Annotated in this window: 13 protein-coding genes; 3 read left to right on the top strand and 10 right to left on the bottom strand. The window is 57.0% G+C overall.

From position 1 onward, the window contains the following. The 5 genes from prpF to prpB form a co-directional block, all read right to left on the bottom strand. Nucleotides 1–1,230, bottom strand: coding sequence for a 2-methylaconitate cis-trans isomerase PrpF (gene prpF, locus FKCLFG_RS09050; protein WP_472612765.1), 1,230 nt, complete (start codon nt 1,228–1,230; stop codon nt 1–3). Nucleotides 1,231–1,419: 189 nt separating this feature from the next. Next, a complete protein-coding gene (gene acnD, locus FKCLFG_RS09055) occupies nt 1,420–4,017 on the bottom strand; it encodes a Fe/S-dependent 2-methylisocitrate dehydratase AcnD (RefSeq protein ID WP_472612766.1) in 2,598 nt (865 codons plus the stop codon). A 106-nt stretch (nt 4,018–4,123) separates the two neighbouring features. Then, nucleotides 4,124–4,516: a hypothetical protein gene (locus tag FKCLFG_RS09060; protein WP_472612767.1), complete on the bottom strand. Its 393-nt coding sequence runs from the start codon at nt 4,514–4,516 to the stop codon at nt 4,124–4,126. 37 nt (nt 4,517–4,553) lie between these two features. Next, nucleotides 4,554–5,705, bottom strand: a complete 1,152-nt coding sequence (gene prpC, locus FKCLFG_RS09065; RefSeq protein ID WP_472612768.1) for a bifunctional 2-methylcitrate synthase/citrate synthase — start codon at nt 5,703–5,705, stop codon at nt 4,554–4,556. An 84-nt stretch (nt 5,706–5,789) separates the two neighbouring features. Continuing rightward, complete coding sequence (gene prpB, locus FKCLFG_RS09070) at nt 5,790–6,677, bottom strand: methylisocitrate lyase (RefSeq protein WP_472612769.1); 888 nt, start codon at nt 6,675–6,677, stop codon at nt 5,790–5,792. A 246-nt stretch (nt 6,678–6,923) separates the two neighbouring features. Here prpB and prpR point away from each other — a divergent pair, with 246 nt between their 5' ends. After that, on the top strand, nt 6,924–8,576 hold the full coding sequence (prpR, locus tag FKCLFG_RS09075) for a propionate catabolism operon regulatory protein PrpR (protein WP_472612770.1): 1,653 nt from the start codon (nt 6,924–6,926) through the stop codon (nt 8,574–8,576). Nucleotides 8,577–8,730: 154 nt separating this feature from the next. Here the strand turns inward: prpR and FKCLFG_RS09080 are convergent, their stop codons facing one another. After that, a complete protein-coding gene (locus FKCLFG_RS09080) occupies nt 8,731–10,608 on the bottom strand; it encodes a potassium transporter Kup (RefSeq protein ID WP_472612771.1) in 1,878 nt (625 codons plus the stop codon). A 322-nt stretch (nt 10,609–10,930) separates the two neighbouring features. Between FKCLFG_RS09080 and FKCLFG_RS09085 the strand changes: the two genes are divergently transcribed. After that, nucleotides 10,931–12,538, top strand: coding sequence for an NAD(P)/FAD-dependent oxidoreductase (locus tag FKCLFG_RS09085; RefSeq protein ID WP_472612772.1), 1,608 nt, complete (start codon nt 10,931–10,933; stop codon nt 12,536–12,538). Between the two features lie 112 nt (nt 12,539–12,650). On the opposite strand, the gene ntrC is transcribed toward FKCLFG_RS09085, so the two are convergent. The 4 genes from ntrC to glnA all read right to left on the bottom strand — a co-directional run bounded on the left by ntrC (nt 12,651) and on the right by glnA (nt 17,540). After that, nucleotides 12,651–14,171: a nitrogen regulation protein NR(I) gene (ntrC, locus tag FKCLFG_RS09090; RefSeq protein WP_472612773.1), complete on the bottom strand. Its 1,521-nt coding sequence runs from the start codon at nt 14,169–14,171 to the stop codon at nt 12,651–12,653. A 63-nt stretch (nt 14,172–14,234) separates the two neighbouring features. Continuing rightward, nucleotides 14,235–15,308, bottom strand: a complete 1,074-nt coding sequence (gene glnL / locus FKCLFG_RS09095; RefSeq protein ID WP_472612774.1) for a nitrogen regulation protein NR(II) — start codon at nt 15,306–15,308, stop codon at nt 14,235–14,237. 81 nt (nt 15,309–15,389) lie between these two features. Beyond that, nucleotides 15,390–15,902 (bottom strand): DUF4124 domain-containing protein, encoded by a 513-nt coding sequence (locus FKCLFG_RS09100; protein ID WP_472612775.1) that lies wholly within the window; start codon nt 15,900–15,902, stop codon nt 15,390–15,392. A 222-nt stretch (nt 15,903–16,124) separates the two neighbouring features. Next, nucleotides 16,125–17,540: a type I glutamate--ammonia ligase gene (gene glnA / locus FKCLFG_RS09105; protein WP_472612776.1), complete on the bottom strand. Its 1,416-nt coding sequence runs from the start codon at nt 17,538–17,540 to the stop codon at nt 16,125–16,127. A 389-nt stretch (nt 17,541–17,929) separates the two neighbouring features. Between glnA and FKCLFG_RS09110 the strand changes: the two genes are divergently transcribed. Further along, nucleotides 17,930–18,391, top strand: a complete 462-nt coding sequence (locus FKCLFG_RS09110; RefSeq protein WP_472612777.1) for a rhodanese-like domain-containing protein — start codon at nt 17,930–17,932, stop codon at nt 18,389–18,391. The last annotated feature ends 6 nt before the right edge of the window (nt 18,392–18,397 follow it).

The following is an 18,397-nucleotide window of genomic DNA, read 5'->3' on the forward strand; positions in this document are numbered from 1 at the left end:
TCAATCAGACACAGAAGTCGGTGGCATTGCTCCTCGGAACGCATCGCCGGGCACGCGTACCCATCCTTCCATCAGCACCCGGGCGCTGCGGCTCATGATGGCCTTGGTCACGCTCCATTCGCCGCTGGACTGACTCTGGCTGGCTTCCGCACCAACCCGCAAGGTGCCCGAGGGATGGCCGAAGCGCACCGCATTGCGCAAATCGCCGCCAGCGGCGAGGTTCACCAGCGTGCCCGGTATCGCTGCGGCGGCGCCGATGGCAACGGCTGCCGTACCCATCATCGCGTGATGCAGCTTGCCCATGGACATGGCGCGCACCAGCAGATCGACGTCACTGGCAGCGACGCGTTTGCCACTGGATGAGACGTAATCGGCAGGTTTCGCGACAAAGGCGACCTTCGGGGTGTGCTGACGGGTAACGGCTTCATCGATATGCTTGATCAGGCCCATGCGCACTGCGCCATGCGCACGAATGGCCTCAAACTTGGCCAATGCCTTGGCATCGCTATTGATGGCGTCTTGTAACTCGATGCCGGTGTAGCCGATGGCGTCCGCATTCACGAAGATGGTCGGAATGCCAGCATTGATCATGGTGACTTTCAGTGTGCCAATGCCCGGCACCTCTAGATCGTCAATCAGGTTGCCGGTCGGGAACATAGAACCGCCCGCGCCTTCTTCATCTGCGGCCGGGTCCATGAATTCAAGCTGCACTTCTGCTGCGGGGAAAGTAACGCCATCCAGTTCGAAGTCGCCGGTTTCCTGCACCGCGCCGTCGGTAATCGGCACGTGCGCGATGATGGTCTTGGCGATATTTTCCTGCCAGATGCGCACGGTCGCCATACCGTTATGCGGGATGCGGCTGGCTTCGACCAGTCCGCTGCTGATGGCAAATGAGCCCACGGCGGCGGAGAGATTGCCGCAGTTGCCGCTCCAGTCGACGAATGCCTTGTCGATCGACACCTGGCCGAACAGGTAATCGACATCGTGATCTGGCTTGCTGCTCTTGGACAGAATGACGGTCTTGCTGGTGCTCGAGGTCGCTCCACCCATGCCATCGGTCTGTTTGCCGTAAGGATCCGGGCTACCGATGACGCGTAGCAACAGCGCATCGCGCGCCGCACCGGGGGCCTGTGCGGCCTCGGGTAAATCCTGCAGGCGAAAAAACACGCCTTTGCTGGTACCGCCACGCATGTAGGTGGCGGGAATCTTGATTTGGGGTACGTTGGACATGGATGTTTACTCGTTTCCTTATGGCGGAAGGCGCTTCGCTTTTCCGCCTTATGTGTTACGGCTCTCGTGTAGAGCGGAAAAGCGAAGCCCTTGCAGGGCGCATATCCGCTTGCAAGCGGATACCGTTTCGCAGGCGGATCGCATGCGATCCGAAACCCCTGCTCCACCCTTCCGCCGAACGTCAGTTTCTTAAGCAGCCTTGGAAGACGACTCGAGGAAGTCCTGCGCAAAACGCTGCAGCACGCCGCCTGCTTCGTAGATCGACACTTCTTCAGCGGTATCGAGACGGCAGATCACAGGCACCTCGACCCGCTCGCCGTTCTTGCGATTGATCACCAACGTCAGAGTCGAACGCGGTGTGCGTTCACCGATGACGTCGAAAGTTTCGGTGCCGTCGATGGCGAGCGTCTTGCGGTTGACCCCCGGCTGAAACTCCAGCGGAAGCGTGCCCATGCCGACCAGATTGGTGCGGTGGATACGCTCGAAGCCTTCGGCCGCGATGGCTTCCACACCCGCCAAGCGCACGCCTTTGGCGGCCCAGTCACGCGAAGAACCCTGGCCGTAGTCGGCACCGGCAATGATGATCAATGGCTGCTTGCGCTCCATGTAGGTTTCAATCGCTTCCCACATGCGAGTGATCTGACCCTCCGGCTCGATGCGGGTCAGCGAGCCCGCTTTCATCTTGCCGTCCACTACCGCCATTTCGTTCTTCAGGGTGGGGTTGGCAAAAGTGGCGCGCTGCGCGGTCAGGTGATCGCCACGATGCGTAGCGTAGGAGTTGAAGTCTTCCTCCGGCAAGCCCATTTTCGCCAGGTACGCACCGGCAGCGCTGTCGAGCATGATGGCATTGGATGGCGACAGGTGGTCGGTGGTGATATTGTCACCCAGTACCGCCAGCGGGCGCATGCCCTTCAGCGTACGCTCACCGGCCAGCGCGCCTTCCCAATAAGGCGGACGGCGGATGTAGGTGGTTTGAGGGCGCCAGTCGTACAGCGGGCTAACCTTTTCGCCATCGTCTTTTTGCGCGGCGAACATCGGAATATATACTTTGCGGAACTGCTCCGGCTTCACGCTGGAGGCAACGATGGCGTCGATTTCTTCGTCAGACGGCCAGATGTCTTTTAGTGTCACCGACTTGCCATCGGCGTCGATACCCAAGACGTCTTTTTCGATGTCAAAACGGATGGTGCCGGCAATGGCGTAGGCCACCACCAAGGGCGGTGAGGCCAGGAAGGCTTCTTTGGCGTATGGGTGGATGCGACCATCGAAGTTTCGGTTGCCGGACAATACAGCAGTGGCATACAGATCACGCTCCAGCACTTCTTTCTGGATCACCGGATCGAGCGCGCCGGACATCCCGTTGCAGGAGGTGCAGGCATAGGCCACAACTCCGAATCCCAACGTTTCCAGCTCCGGCAGCAGCTTGGCTTCTTCCAGATACAAGGTCACGGTCTTGGAGCCTGGTGCCAACGAGCTCTTCACCCACGGCTTGCGAGTGAGGCCACGCCGGTTGGCGTTACGAGCCAGCAGACCGGCGGCAATCATGTTGCGCGGGTTGTTGGTGTTGGTGCAGCTGGTGATGGCGGCGATGATCACAGCGCCGTCCGGCATCAGGCCCGGTTCGTTCTCTACCTTGCCGCTGATGCCGCGCGCAGCTAGTTCGGAAGTCGGCACGCGGTTGTGTGGGTTGCTTGGCCCTGCAATATTACGCACCACTGAGGATAGGTCGAACTTGAGTACACGCTCGTACTCAGCGTTCTTCAGGCTGTCCGCCCACAGGCCGGTGGCCTTGGCATAGATTTCCACCAGCTTGACCAGCTCGTCGTCACGACCGGTGAGCTTCAAGTATTTGATGGTTTGCTCGTCGATGTAGAACATCGCGGCGGTGGCGCCGAACTCTGGCGTCATGTTGGAAATGGTTGCGCGGTCTCCCAGTGTCAGGTGGGAGGCGCCTTCACCGTAGAACTCGAGGTAAGAGGACACGACTTTTTGCTTGCGCAGGAACTCGGTCAGTGCCAGCACGGTGTCCGTCGCGGTGATGCCCTCCGAAGGCTTGCCGATCAGCTCCACGCCGATAATGTCCGGCAGTCGCATCCAGGAGGCGCGGCCCAGCATCACGCTTTCGGCTTCCAAGCCGCCGACACCGATGGCGATCACGCCCAGCGCGTCGACCATCGGGGTGTGGCTATCGGTGCCGACCAAGGTATCAGGGAAGGCGACACCGTCTTTTACCTGCACCACCGGGCTCATGCGTTCGAGGTTGATCTGATGCAGGATGCCGTTGCCTGAAGGAATCACGTCGACGTTCTTGAACGCCTTTTTGGTCCAGTTGATGAAGTCGAAACGGTCTTCGTTGCGACGGTCTTCGATGGCGCGGTTCTTGGCGAACGCGTCCGGATCGAAGCCACCACATTCCACGGCCAGCGAGTGGTCCACCACCAGCTGCGTCGGCACAACCGGATTGACCAGTGCGGGGTCACCGCCCTGATCAGCAATGGCGTCACGCAGGCCGGCGAGGTCGACCAGTGCCGTCTGGCCCAGGATGTCATGACAAATCACACGGGCCGGGAACCATGGAAAGTCCAAGTCGCGCTTGCGCTCGATGAACTGCTTCAGGGAATCGTTCAGTGTGGCCGGGTCACAGCGGCGCACCAAGTTCTCAGCCAGTACGCGTGAGGTGTACGGCAGCTTGTCATAGGCGCCGGGCTGGATCGCGTCGACCGCAGCACGCGTGTCGAAGAAATCTAGCTTGGTACCCGGTAGGGGCTTGCGATTTATGGTGTTCACGGATTAGTCCAGAAAGAGTGTAATGGTCAGGGATTAGACTTTACTTACGGTCTTTGATCGGCACGAACTACAGGTGGTCGGGGCCGACATTCCTGCTCAAAAAAATTTATCGGGTCTTGCATTCATTGGCAAGCTGCTGGCCTGCCTTGGCATTCAACAGCATGGATTTGGCCGGGATCTGGATCCACACATGGCCGCTGGCCGTATCTTCATAGCGCAGCGCACCGGTGGAGGTTGCGACTGCGTGCAGCGGATATGAGCGTCCCTTCCAAGCTACATTGATCGCGTCTGGACGCTGCAGGTCGGCACTTACGTCGACCTGATTGCCAAGTTCACAGCGAAAATTGCCGGCGATCAAAGCTGTTTTGGCAAGCACCGGTTGCAACATCGGTATTGCAGCCACTGGCGCCGGCTTGGTTTCCGACAGCGGCACCTTGGATGCGCAAGAGGCCAACAAGACGGTGAAAACCAGGGTGGATGTCAGTCTCAGGGCAATCATAATTTTCTCCAATACCGATACGCGCCGGCCGGATTGGCTAGCGTTCGTCGATTGGTACGAAGTTTAAATCGTCTGGACCGACATAGTTTGCGGAAGGTCGAATAATTTTATTGTCAATCCGTTGTTCGATAATGTGCGCGGCCCAACCGGAAGTGCGGGCAATCACGAACAACGGCGTAAACATCGCTGTCGGCACCCCCATCATGTGATACGACACGGCGGAGAACCAGTCTAGGTTCGGGAACATTTTTTTAATGTCCCACATCACGGTTTCCAGGCGCTCGGCAATGTCGAACATCGCAGTCGAACCGGCTTCTGTAGACAAATTGTGCGCAACTTCCTTGATGACCTTGTTGCGCGGGTCCGACACGGTATATACCGGATGGCCGAAGCCGATCACGACTTCCTTGTTTTCGACGCGTTTCTTGATGTCGGCCTCGGCTTCGTCCGGATTGTCGTAACGCTTCTGGATTTCGAATGCTGCTTCATTCGCGCCGCCGTGTTTCGGCCCGCGCAAGGCGCCGATTCCACCAGTGATGGCGGAGTAAATATCGGAACCGGTGCCGGCGATGACGCGACTGGTGAAGGTGGACGCATTGAATTCATGCTCTGCGTACAGGATCAGCGAAGTGTGCATCGCTTTTTCCCATGCAGCGGACGGTTTCACGCCATGCAGCAGATGCAGGAAATGACCGCCGATCGAATCGTCATCGGTTTCAACGTCGATACGTTTGCCATTGGTGCTGAAGTGATACCAGTACAGCAACATGGAACCGAATGACGCCATCAGACGGTCGGCGATGTCGCGCGCGCCTGGGGTGTTGTGATCATCTTTTTCTGGCAGAGTACAGCCGAGTACGGAGATGCCGGTGCGCATCACGTCCATCGGGTGCGATGCGGCAGGCAGCGTTTCCAGCGCAGCCTTGACGCTGGCAGGCAAGCCGCGCAAGGATTTCAGCTTGGCTTTGTAGCCCTTGAGTTCGGCTGCGGCAGGTAGTTTGCCGTGTACCAGCAGATAGGCGATTTCCTCAAATTCGCAAGTATCGGCGATATCCAGGATGTCATAGCCACGGTAATGCAGATCGTTGCCGGTCTTGCCGACGGAACACAGTGCGGTGTTGCCTGCAGTGACGCCGGACAACGCGACGGATTTTTTAGGCTTGAAAGTTGCTGCTTGCGGTACGCTCATTTTTTAGTTTCCTAACGAGAAAGAATCCTATTTCAGGCGTGCAGGCTTCCGGCTGCACACCTGAGAATACACTACGGAAATATCTTATTTCTTCTGTGCCGCAAACAACGCGTCCAGATGCTGTTCGAAGTCGTGGTAATTGATGCGGTCGTACAGTTCCATACGGGTTTGCATGGTGTCGATCACATTTTTTTGCGAGCCGTCGCGGCGGATTGCGGTATATACGTTTTCGGCAGCCTTGTTCATCGCGCGGAAAGCCGACAGCGGATATAGCACCAGACTGACATCGGCCGACTTCAACTCTTCCACCGTAAACAACGGTGTAGCGCCAAATTCGGTGATATTGGCCAGCACCGGCACTTTGACCGCAGCGGCAAACTTCTGGTACATCGCCAGCTCGGTAATCGCTTCCGGGAAGAGCATGTCGGCACCGGCTTCGACGTAGGCGGCGGCACGTTCCAGCGCGGATTCCAGCCCTTCGACTGCCAGCGAATCGGTGCGCGCCATGATCACGAAATTCTCGTCGGTACGGGCATCGACTGCAGCCTTGATGCGGTCCACCATTTCCTGCTTGCTGACGATTTCCTTGTTCGGACGATGGCCGCAGCGCTTGGCGCCGACTTGGTCTTCGATATGCAGTGCGGCAGCGCCGAACTTGATCATCGATTTGACGGTGCGCGCGACATTGAACGCGCTGGAACCAAAACCGGTATCTACATCGACTAACAGCGGCAGATCGCAGACATCGGTAATGCGGCGCACGTCGGTCAGCACGTCGTCCAGATTGGAAATGCCAAGGTCGGGCAGACCGAGCGAGCCGGCAGCGACACCGCCGCCAGAAAGGTAAATCGCCTTGAAACCGGCACGTTTGGCCAGCAGCGCATGGTTGGCGTTAATCGCGCCAATGACTTGCAACGGGGACTCTTCTTGCATCGCCTTGCGGAAGGCGGCTCCTGCGGAATACAAACTCATGTCTTCACCTTATCTGTTGAGAGGTTTCACTGACGCTAACTGCACACTGTATTGCAATCGCCGTGCCACATTGGCGAAAATGCCGGCATGCGCGCATCAGAAATTTAAAAATACCTTGCGATTCATTGGTTTAAGAAGCTTGCAGCGTAACGTGCAGCAGCATGCCGTTACTTGATGCAGGCAAATTTTGTTTCAATACGCGTTACAATCGTCGCCTTATTTGAAACATTGAAACATGATTGAAACATGCGCCCCAATCCAAACGCCCACTTTCAGAACGACAGCAACAAACCGGTCATCTGGACCGTTTCCGTGTCGCGTCTGTCGGACCTGTTCCGCGACATCACGCTGGAATACGACGACCGCGCCACCATCGAGCCGATTGATCTCGGTTTTGAAGATGCGGCACGCCATATCCGCGAGCGCATGGCAACCGAACGCTGCGACGCGGTGATTGCCGCCGGCTCCAACGGCGCTTATCTGAAAAGCCGCTTGTCGGTGCCGGTGGTGATCGCCAAGGCCAGCGGCTTCGACGTGATGCAAGCCCTATCGCGCGCGCGCAAAATTACGCCCGACATCGGCATCATCACCTATCAAAGCACGATGCCGGCGCTGAAGGAATTTCAGAATGCATTCGGCTTTCGCATTGCGCAGCGCAAATATGCCACCGAAGAAGATGCCCGGGCCCAGATCAACGAACTCAAAGCCAGCGGCATCAAAGCCATCGTCGGCGCCGGCCTGATTACCGATCTGGCTGCGGAAGCGGGACTGGCAGCAGTCTTCGTGTATTCGGCCGCATCAATCCGGCAAGCCTTCGACGACGCGCTGGAAATCGCCAAACTGACGCAACTGGAGTCGCAACGTGGACGCGGCGCACCGGTGACCGCGGCTGCGGGCATGGCTGACACCTTACGCGCCAAACACGGCATCACCGATTTGCGCGGCGAATCCAGCGCCATGGAAGCATTGCGGCAAACCGTGGTGCTGTATGCCAGATCCCCCGCCACCGTACTGATTCAGGGCGAAACCGGCACCGGCAAGGAATTGGTGGCGCAAGCGATTCACCGCGAAAATCCGCGCATGGCGGCCGGCAACCGGCCCTTTGTCGCAGTCAATTGCGGCGCGATTGCAGAATCCCTGCTGGAGTCGGAATTGTTCGGCTATGAAGAAGGCGCATTCACCGGCTCGCGCCGCGGTGGCCACGCCGGACTGTTCGAAGCGGCCCATCGCGGCACGCTGTTTCTGGATGAAATCGGCGAAATGCCGCTGACGCTGCAAACCCGCTTGCTGCGGGTGCTGGAAGAACGCGAAATCGTGCGGGTCGGCGGCACCCGGCCGATTCCGGTCGATGTGCGCATCATCAGCGCCACCCATTGCGATCTGGAACAGCGGATCCGCGAAGGGCGTTTTCGCGCCGACCTGTTTTACCGGCTGGCGGTGTTGCGCCTGACGCTGCCGCCGCTGCGCGAACGGTGCGACGACCTGATTGCGTTGGCGGTGTGGTGCCTGAAAAACGCGCTGGCCGCGCTCGGCGCCCGTCCGCATCCGAACCTGCAGGCAGAAATCAATGCGTGCGGCGCATTGCTGCAAAACTATGACTGGCCCGGCAATGTGCGCGAATTACGCAATCTGATGGAGCGTCTGGCGCTATTTTTGGCCGCCGAACCGTTGCAGGCGATCTCGCCCGGATTCATGTTGAAAGTGGCGCCGGAGTTGCTGCAGTCTTCATCTGATGCAGGGATGGCGCGCACGGCTCCTGTCTTAGAACAGTTACCGATAATGCAGATTGCAAACATCCACCAAACTCTGGATCGCTTCAACGGCAACCGGGCCGCCGTCGCCAAACACCTCGGCATTAGCCGCACCACGCTGTGGCGCCGGATGCAGCACGGCGAATAAAGCATACTAGCCGCAGCATATTTCATTACCGCATATTATATATGCGGTAATGCGGATGTTTATCGACATACTCCTGCTATTTTTAATATACCGCAGGATCGGTGCAACCCATTGCATATCGAACTTACAAGATGGGTTGCACCCATCTACGCACTTAAATCTCGACCTGCGTACCCAACTCGATGACACGGTTAGCCGGAATGCAATAGTAGTCGGCTGCATCGCGGGCATTGCGCGCCATGCCGGCAAAAAGCCGTTCGCGCCACAGCGCCATGCCGGAACCCGGCGTGGCAATAACGTTCTGGCGGGCGATGAAAAAAGAGGTTTCCATCATGTTGAAATCGAGTGCATATTGCTTCGACAATTCCAGCGCACGGGGAATATCCGCCGTGTTCTTGAAGCCGTAATGCATGTCAAGCTGGTAGCAATTGTGTCCCAGGTCATGAATCTGGATGCGCTCCGAGAACGGCACCCACGGCACATCGTGCTGATACACAGTCAGGAACACCACCCGCTCGTGCAGCACCTTGTTGTGGGACAGGTTATGCAGCATCGCATGCGGCACCCCGTCGCCAGGGCCGCGCATGAAAATCGCCACCCCCGGCACCCGTAGCGGCGGGTCGGTAAACAGCGAAGCCAGAAAATCCTCCAGCGGAATTGCATGTTTTTGCAAATTATCACTCACCAATTCACGCCCGCGTTTCCAGGTCATCATCACCGTAAACATGACCGCGCCCAGCAGCAACGGGAACCAGCCGCCATGCAGGATCTTGAGCACATTGGCTGCGAAGAAGGCAACGTCGATCACGAAAAAGAAGCCGGTGGCGCCGATGCACAGCGCCAGATTAAACTTCCAGCCGTAGCGCAGCACAAAGAAAGACAGCACTGTGGTGGCTATCATGGTGCCCGTCACCGCAATGCCATAGGCCGCCGCCAGATTGGAAGAAGAACCGAAAGCCAGCACCGCCATAACAACCACGCCCCACTGCAGCCAGTTAACCAGCGGAATGTAGATCTGGCCGATTTCTTTCGACGAGGTTTGAATGATCTTCATGCGCGGCAGAAAACCCAGCGCAATGGCTTGCTTGGTCATCGAATACGTGCCGGAAATAGTCGCCTGCGAGGCAATGATGGTAGCCACTGTGGACAGCACGATCAGCGGATAAATGCTCCAGTCGCCGAGTTGCTGAAAGAACGGGTTCGAGACCGCCTCCGGATTACGCAGCAACAAGCCGCCCTGGCCCAGATAATTCAGCGCCAGCGCCGGAAAGGTGATGAAGAACCAGGCCATGCGCACCGGCTTGCGGCCGAAATGCCCCATATCTGCATACAGCGCTTCGGCGCCGGTCAGGGTCAGTACAATCGCGCCCAGCGCGACGAAAGCGATCCAGCGATTGCCATTCAGAAAATAGAGCGCATGCAGAGGGTTCAAGGCCGCGAGGATTTCCGGCGCGGCGATAATGTTGACGATACCCATGCCGGCCAAGGTGACAAACCAGACCATCATGATCGGCCCGAACCATTTGCCGATGCCGGCGGTGCCATTTTTTTGCAGCATATACAAGCCGGTCAGCAACACCAGCGTCAAAGGCACCACGTACGGCTTGAAAGCCGGCGTTGCCACCTCCAGCCCTTCCATTGCAGACAAGACTGAAATCGCCGGGGTAATGACGCCATCGCCAAAAAACAGTGCGGCGCCAAACATGCCCGTCACCAGCAACGGCATATACCAGCGCGACAAGGACCCGACCGAAGACAGGGTCAGCGCCAGCAGCGCCATGATGCCGCCTTCGCCATGATTGTCGGCGCGCAGCACCAGCGTCACGTATTTGAGCGAGACCACCGCAATCAGGCTCCAGACGATCAGGGAAACCACACCCAGCAAATTGTCCTGGCTCAATGCAAGCCCGTGCTGCGCCGAAAAAACTTCTTTCATCGCATACAGCGGGCTGGTGCCGATGTCGCCGTAGACAATACCGACGGCAGCCAAAGTCAATACCGCCAACCTGCTTTTTGGATTTTTTGAGGCCAATTACACACCTGTAGTTTGTTATGCCGCGCCGCAGCATATTGGATGTTATTTTAAAAATAAGTCACATTGTTGCATTTCGGCCCCATTGTGCCTGAGATGCAGCGCTGCGGGAGTGTGGCAATGTGGATTGGGAAAGTGGTTTATTGTTTTGCAGCACAAGTCGGCGCATTTGCTTCAAGTGCAAGACTAAGAAACAACCGTTTTTTAAGCAAGCGTGAAAATATACCATTTTAGAGATTGCCAGAACCTGGCGCGTTAAAATAGCGCCCTCCCCGCTGCCGGCGTTGCTGCAGCGAGCCTTATTACAGTGTGGAAGATGGTTATGTTGCGACTCAATGAAGTAAAACTGCCGCTGGATCATGCCGAAGGCGACATCAAGGTTGCCATTCTGGCGCGGCTGGACATGCCGGAGCCGATGCTGGTCAGCTATACGATATTCAAACGCAGTTACGACGCCCGCAAGAAGAGCGCCATCGTGCTGATTTATGCGCTCGATGTGGTCACGACTGACGACCAGGCGATCCTGCAGCGCACCCAAAAAGACTGCCATACCGGCATCACGCCCGATACCGATTACCATTTCGTCGCGCACGCCAGCGGCACCATGAAAACCCGTCCGGTGGTCATCGGCACCGGCCCTTGCGGCCTGTTCGCCGGGCTGATCCTGGCGCAGATGGGGTTTAATCCGATCATCCTGGAACGCGGCAAAATGGTGCGCGAACGCACCAAAGACACCTGGGGCCTGTGGCGCAAGGGAGAACTGAACCCGGAATCAAACGTGCAGTTCGGCGAAGGCGGCGCCGGCACTTTTTCGGACGGCAAGCTGTACAGCCAGATCAAGGACCCCAAGCATCTGGGCCGCAAGGTCTTGACCGAGTTCATCAAAGCCGGCGCGCCGGAAGAAATCATGTACGTCAGCAAGCCGCACATCGGCACCTTCCGGCTGGTCAAGATGGTGGAACAGATGCGCGCCACCATCGAAGCGCTGGGCGGCAGCTTCCGCTTCCAGAGCAGGGTCGAGGATATCGAGATCGAAAACGGCCAGGTGCAAGGCGTGCTGCTGGCCGGTGGCGAACGCATCGAAACCAACCATGTGGTGCTGGCGATCGGCCACAGCGCCCGCGACACCTTCGAGATGCTGCAGCGGCGCGGCGTGTATGTGGAAGCCAAGCCATTTTCGATCGGCTTCCGGGTCGAGCATCCGCAATCCCTGATCGACAAATGCCGCTTCGGGCCGAATGCCGGCAACCCGATTTTGGGCGCGGCCGATTACAAGCTGGTGCATCACAGCGCCAATGGCCGTGCGGTATACAGCTTCTGCATGTGCCCGGGCGGCACCGTGGTGGCCGCCACTTCGGAACCGGGCCGGGTGGTCACCAACGGCATGAGCCAGTACTCGCGCAACGAGCGCAATGCCAACAGCGCAATCGTGGTCGGCATCACGCCGGCGGACTACCCAGGCGATCCGCTGGCCGGCATCGCGTTCCAGCGCCACTGGGAGTCACGCGCGTTCGAGCTGGGCGGCGGCACTTATCAGGCTCCCGGCCAGCTGGTCGGCGATTTTGTTGCCGGCAAAACTTCGACCGAATTCGGCAGCGTGATCCCGTCCTATAAACCGGGCGTGCAATTGGGCGACCTGTCGACCGCGATCCCCGACTACGCCACCGAAGCGATGCGTGAGGCGTTTCCGGCTTTCGACAAGCAGATCAAGGGATTTGCGATGCACGACGCGCTGCTGACCGGGGTTGAAACCCGCACGTCGTCGCCGATTCGCATCAAACGCAACGATGATGATTTGCAGAGTTTGAATACCAGGGGGCTGTTCCCGGCCGGTGAAGGCGCTGGTTACGCCGGCGGCATCCTGTCGGCGGCGGTAGATGGCATCCGGGTTGCCGAAGCGCTGGCATTGAGCATCAACGCCGGCAAGTAATCGTCTATTTTAATAATACTGGCAATTGTATTTTTAATTACCGCATATTACATATGCGGTAATTGTTGAAAAAATACATATACTCCCGTATATCTAAAATACATTAAAAAGTCTAATCGTCGCCGGCGCCGTCTATGCCGAGTTCCTGAATCTTGCGGGTGATGGTGTTGCGGCCAATCCCGAGCCGCACCGCCGCATCGTTTTTGCGTCCATGCGTATGCTTGAGCGCGGCCCTAATCAGTACCGATTCAAACTGGCGGCCCAGCACTTCCATTACGTCTGGTTGTCCGCCCGCCAGCAAGCTGGCCGCTTCCGACTCCAGCAAAATTTGCCAGCCGGCAGCAGCATCTGCCGCTGCCTGACTGGAATAAGCGGCAGGGTAAGCCGACACCTGAGGTGCGCCGACGGCCGGAAGACCGGGAATGAAACTGGAAGCTGAACTGGGAGCGAAACTGGAAACCGGAGCGGCCACATCCAGCGGGGTGCTCACCAAGTCTGGCGGCAAATCCTTGACCTCGACGGTTTGCCCCGGCGCCATCACGGTGATCCAGTTGCACAGGTTTTCCAACTGGCGCACGTTGCCGGGCAAATCCAATCCACACAGGAACTGCATCGCCGGTTCCGACATGCGCTTGGCTTCCACGCCCAACTGTGTGGCGCTTTGCACCAAAAAGTAGCGCGTCAGCAGCGGAATGTCTTCGCGCCGCTCCCGCAAACTGGGCAGGCGCAGCCGGATCACGTTGAGGCGATGGTACAAATCCTCGCGAAACAGCCCATCTTTGACGCGCTGCTCCAGGTTCTGATGGGTGGCCGCAATCACGCGCACATTGGCTTTCTGCGGCTGATGGCCGCCGACCCGGTAGAAATGACCGTCCGACAGCACCCGCAACAAACGTGTTTGCAGATCGAACGGCATGTCGCCGATCTCGTCCAGAAACAGGGTGCCGCCTTCGGCTTGTTCAAAGCGGCCGCGGCGCGAAGTCTGGGCACCGGTAAACGCGCCGCGCTCATGGCCGAACAGTTCGGATTCGAGCAAATCCTTCGGTATCGCTGCCGTATTCAAGGCAATGAAAGGCTGCGCCGCACGCGGGCTGTGCTTGTGCAACGCACACGCCACCAACTCCTTGCCGGAACCGGATTCACCGGTAATCAGCACCGTCACATTCGATTGCGCGAGCCGGCCGATGGCGCGAAACACATCCTGCATGGCCGGCGCCTGGCCCAGAATTTCCGGAGTCTCGCTAATGATTTGCGGCGCGCTGGCCTCGCGCAGGCTTTCTTCCAGAGCGCGCCGGATCAGTTCGACCGCCTTCTCCAGATCGAACGGCTTGGCCAGATATTCGAAAGCGCCGCCCTGAAAAGCCGCTACCGCAGAATCCAGGTCCGAGAACGCCGTCATGATGATCACCGGCAAACCCGGATATTGGGTCTTCACGGTCTGCAGCAATTCCAGGCCGGATGCACCCGGCATGCGGATATCGGACACCAGCACCTGCGGCGTCTCGACCGCCAGCGCGGCAATCGCATCGCGCGCATTGGTGAAACTGCGGGTGATCAGGTTTTCACGCGCCAGCGCCTTTTCCAGCACCCAGCGTATCGATTCGTCGTCGTCAACAATCCAGATTGGCTTCATATTTCTTGTATCTCCTGCGTTATGCATCGCACTCGTTGTGTGGCGACCGCCATCGCCACACCATCATGGCAGCGGCAGCAGCATCCTGAAATCGGTATATCCCGGCCGGCTTTCGCATTCGATCACGCCCAGATGCTGCTGCACGAATGTTTGCGCCAGCGTCAGCCCCAATCCGCTACCGCCATCCCGCCCCGACACCAGCGGGAAGAAAATGTGGTCCTGGATTTCTGGCGGGATGCCCGGTCCGTTATCGGTGATATGCAAGTCTAATGCCAGCCTGTAACGCACCTTGGCCAGCGTGACCTGACGCAGGATGCGGGTCTTGATGATCAACTCGGCGTCGCCGGCCAGAATCCGCTGCGACAGCGCTTGCGCGGCGTTGTGCGCAATATTCAGCACCGCTTGGATCAGTTGCTCCTTGTCGCCCCGGAATTCCGGAATCGAGAGGTCGTAATCGCGCTTGATGTGCAAGCCGAGCGGGAATTCAGCCACGATCAGGCTGCGCACCCGTTCGCACACTTCATGGATATTGACGTCGCCGACGATATGCGCATGCCGTTGCGGCGCCAGCAAGCGGTCCACCAGGACTTGCAGGCGGTCGGCCTCCTTGATGATGACTTGCGTGTACTCGCGCAATTCCTTCAGCTGCCGCTCCGGCAGTTCCAGCTCCAGCAGTTGCGCCGCGCCGCGAATGCCGCCCAGCGGGTTCTTGATCTCATGCGCCAGATTGCGAATCAGCTCCTTGTTGGCCTGGCTCTGATCGATAATGCGCTCTTCCCGGTCCAACTTGAGCTGCTGCACGTTTTCGCGCAACTCGATCAATACCGGCATCTCGGCGCTATCGAGCGCGGTAATGATGCTGTCCACGCACAAGGGCTCGCGCCCGGTGCGCTGCAGCGTCAAGTCCTGGCGCTTGTCGGAAAACTGGTGTGCGCAGGCCTGTTGGAACACCGTCTCCAGCTCCGCACCATTAACGAACAGGGCCGTCAAAGCCTGCCCCATCAGAGTGCGGGATGCGCTTTCCAGCAAAATCTCGGCCGCCGGATTGACATAAGTGATGCAACCTTGTGCGTCGAGCACGATCACGGCCGACGACAGCAGATCCAGACCTGCCAATGAAATTAATGATGTTTTCACGTGCCTCCCCCAAAAAAATAAAGGCCGCTATACACTATATAGCGACCCTGGACTGCATGCCCGCGCAACAGGCAGGCACAATTATTTCATGTTGCCGATTTCACGCTTCAGCGCTTCCAGATTGCGCTGCGAACGGTGAATCGCTTCCTCCATACCCTTGACCCGCTCCTGGTACTTGGCATAGTTGCGCTCGCTACCCAGGCGGTCCGGTTGGCCATTGTTATATTCTTTTTCCAAATTTTCCAGTTTCTGCTGTTCGGTCTTCAACTCATTTTGCAAAATCTGTTTGCGATCGTTGTCGCGCTCTTTTTGCACATTGCCATCCACCTTCGGAAAATCGGAGGGTGTAGCGGTCGATTTCCTGCTCGGACCGGCTACTGGCGCTTTTGGCGGCGGCGCAGCAAAAGTGGTGATGTCGGGCAGATCAATTTTTTTGCAGCCCTTGGTTTCACCGGTGTTTTTATATTCTTTTTTGCCATTTTGATCGATGCACAGATACACCCCAGACTGCGCATATGCATGCCCGGCTGCCGCAGTAGACAGTATAAGTGCGAGCATCGATGCGAGCTTAAGTGCGGCAAGTTGTTGTTTCATAAACCCTTTTTCTGAAGCAATTCAAGACGCTTGTTAGTTTATGGCAAGTCACAATGCAACACCAACGACAATCGCCCAATTTGCGCCATTGCAACAACAAGCCCTCAAAAAAACAGGCGGGCAGCGCCGAAGCACTGCCCGCCTGTTTCTTGTTTGACACTGGAGTCGATCTTTTGACTACCGCCATGCCAAATATTATGCGTGTAACTTACGACGAGTAGCTTATGACGAGTAATACATGTCGAATTCAACTGGATGCGTCGTCATACGAATACGCTGCACTTCAGTCATTTTCAGTTCCAAATATGCATCAATCATGCTGTCGCTGAAAACACCGCCGCGGGTCAGGAATTCGCGATCCTGGTCCAGCGCTTCCAGAGCTTGCTCAAGCGAAGAACATACTGTCGGGATCAGTGCTTCTTCTTCAGGCGGCAAATGGTATAGATCTTTGGTCGCTGCTTCGCCCGGATGAATCTTGTTTTGCACGCCGTCCAGGCCAGCCATCAACAGAGCAGCGAAGCACAGGTACGGGTTAGCCAGAGGATCCGGGAAACGCGCTTCAACCCGGCGTCCTTTCGGATTTGCCACGTGCGGAATGCGGATCGAAGCGGAGCGATTGCGGGCCGAATATGCCAGCTTGACCGGTGCTTCATAGCCTGGAACCAGACGCTTGTAGGAGTTGGTGCCAGGGTTGGTGATCGCGTTCAAAGCACGCGCATGCTTGATGATGCCGCCGATGTAGTACAGCGCGAAGTCCGACAAACCGGCATAGCCGTCGCCTGCAAACAGGTTTTTGCCGTCTTTCCAGACCGATTGATGCACATGCATGCCGGAACCATTGTCGCCAACCAGCGGCTTCGGCATGAAAGTTGCTGTTTTACCATAGGTGTGGGCGACGTTCCAGACCACATATTTCATATTCTGGGTCCAGTCCGCACGCTCAACCAGCGTCGAGAATCTGGTACCGATTTCATTCTGGCCGGCACCGCCGACTTCGTGGTGATGCACTTCAACCGGAATCCCGAGGCCCTCCAGAATCAGGCACATTTCAGAACGCATGTCCTGGAAACTGTCGACTGGTGGCACTGGGAAATAACCGCCCTTGACAGCAGGACGATGGCCGCTGTTGCCGCCTTCAAGCTTGGCGCCGGTCGACCAGGATGCTTCATCAGAATCGATCTTGACGAAGCAGCCGGACATATCGACATTCCAGCGCACGCTATCAAAAATAAAGAATTCAGGTTCCGGACCAAAGTAGGCGGTGTCGCCCAGGCCAGACGATTTCAGGTAGGCTTCGGCGCGTTTGGCAATCGAGCGTGGGTCGCGGTCATAGCCTTTGCCATCGGATGGTTCGATCACGTCACACTGCATGAACAATGTGGTTTCTTCCATGAACGGATCGATATTGGCAGTTGACGGATCTGGCATCAGCAACATGTCGGACGCTTCAATACCTTTCCAGCCAGCGACCGAAGAGCCATCGAATGCATGGCCGGACTCGAATTTGTCCATATCAAAATGAGATACCGGAACAGTCACGTGCTGTTCTTTGCCCCTTGTATCTGCAAAGCGAAAATCAACGAATTTGACTTCGTTGTCTTTGGCCATCTTCAAGACTTCTGCGGCTGTCATTGCCATGCGAAACTCCTCAATAAAGATAAAAATAATTCGAATTATGTATTTAACAAACCATTAAGCCAACCCACATCCCCAGTGCGATCAGACTTCAGCGAAAGATCATAGCAGATTCCATGCCATGAACTTCCACTTCACAAGACATTAGCCAAGCCAGTTTTATAAGGTATTTCAGCCGCATAACAATCAATTTATGCATTGCAATCCAGCACGACTCACCATATCGGTGCAAATAAAATATTAAGCGCTAATTTAGTGCGCCAATATAAAAATATCTTGTTTTGCATCAAAACAGTGCGCGCCATTCCAAAACAATTGCCATCAATGATCTGCATGCAATGTCGTTTCACGCATTATAATTATTTTACCGATCCTACTATGCAAGGCTGAATATGAATCCTCGTGACATTCTTGCCATCGCGAGACAGCGCGGCGCAGAGCAATCTCTTCCCTATGCCGGTGCCGTCACACCTCAGGAAGCGTTCACTTTATTGCAGGCAAACATCAAGGTCAAACTTATCGATGTGCGTACCAATGCCGAACGCGACTGGGTTGGAAAAGTAGACATTAATGATATCCAGCTGGCAGCGGTGCAGTGGAACATCTATCCGGGCAGCATCCCGAATCCGGATTTTCTGGCCCAGTTGAAGCAGGTGGCAAGTAAGGATAATATTCTGCTGTTCCTGTGCCGCTCTGGCGTGCGCTCGCGCCATGCGGCCAAGCTAGCCACAGAAAATGATTACCTGCACTGCTTCGATATTCTCGAGGGCTTCGAAGGCAACAAAAACGCCGATGGCCATCGCAAGACCGTAGGCGGCTGGTGTCATGCCGAACTGCCCTGGACCGGTGCCTGATTTGAT

This window comes from Gelidimonas denitrificans, from assembly GCF_055694065.1.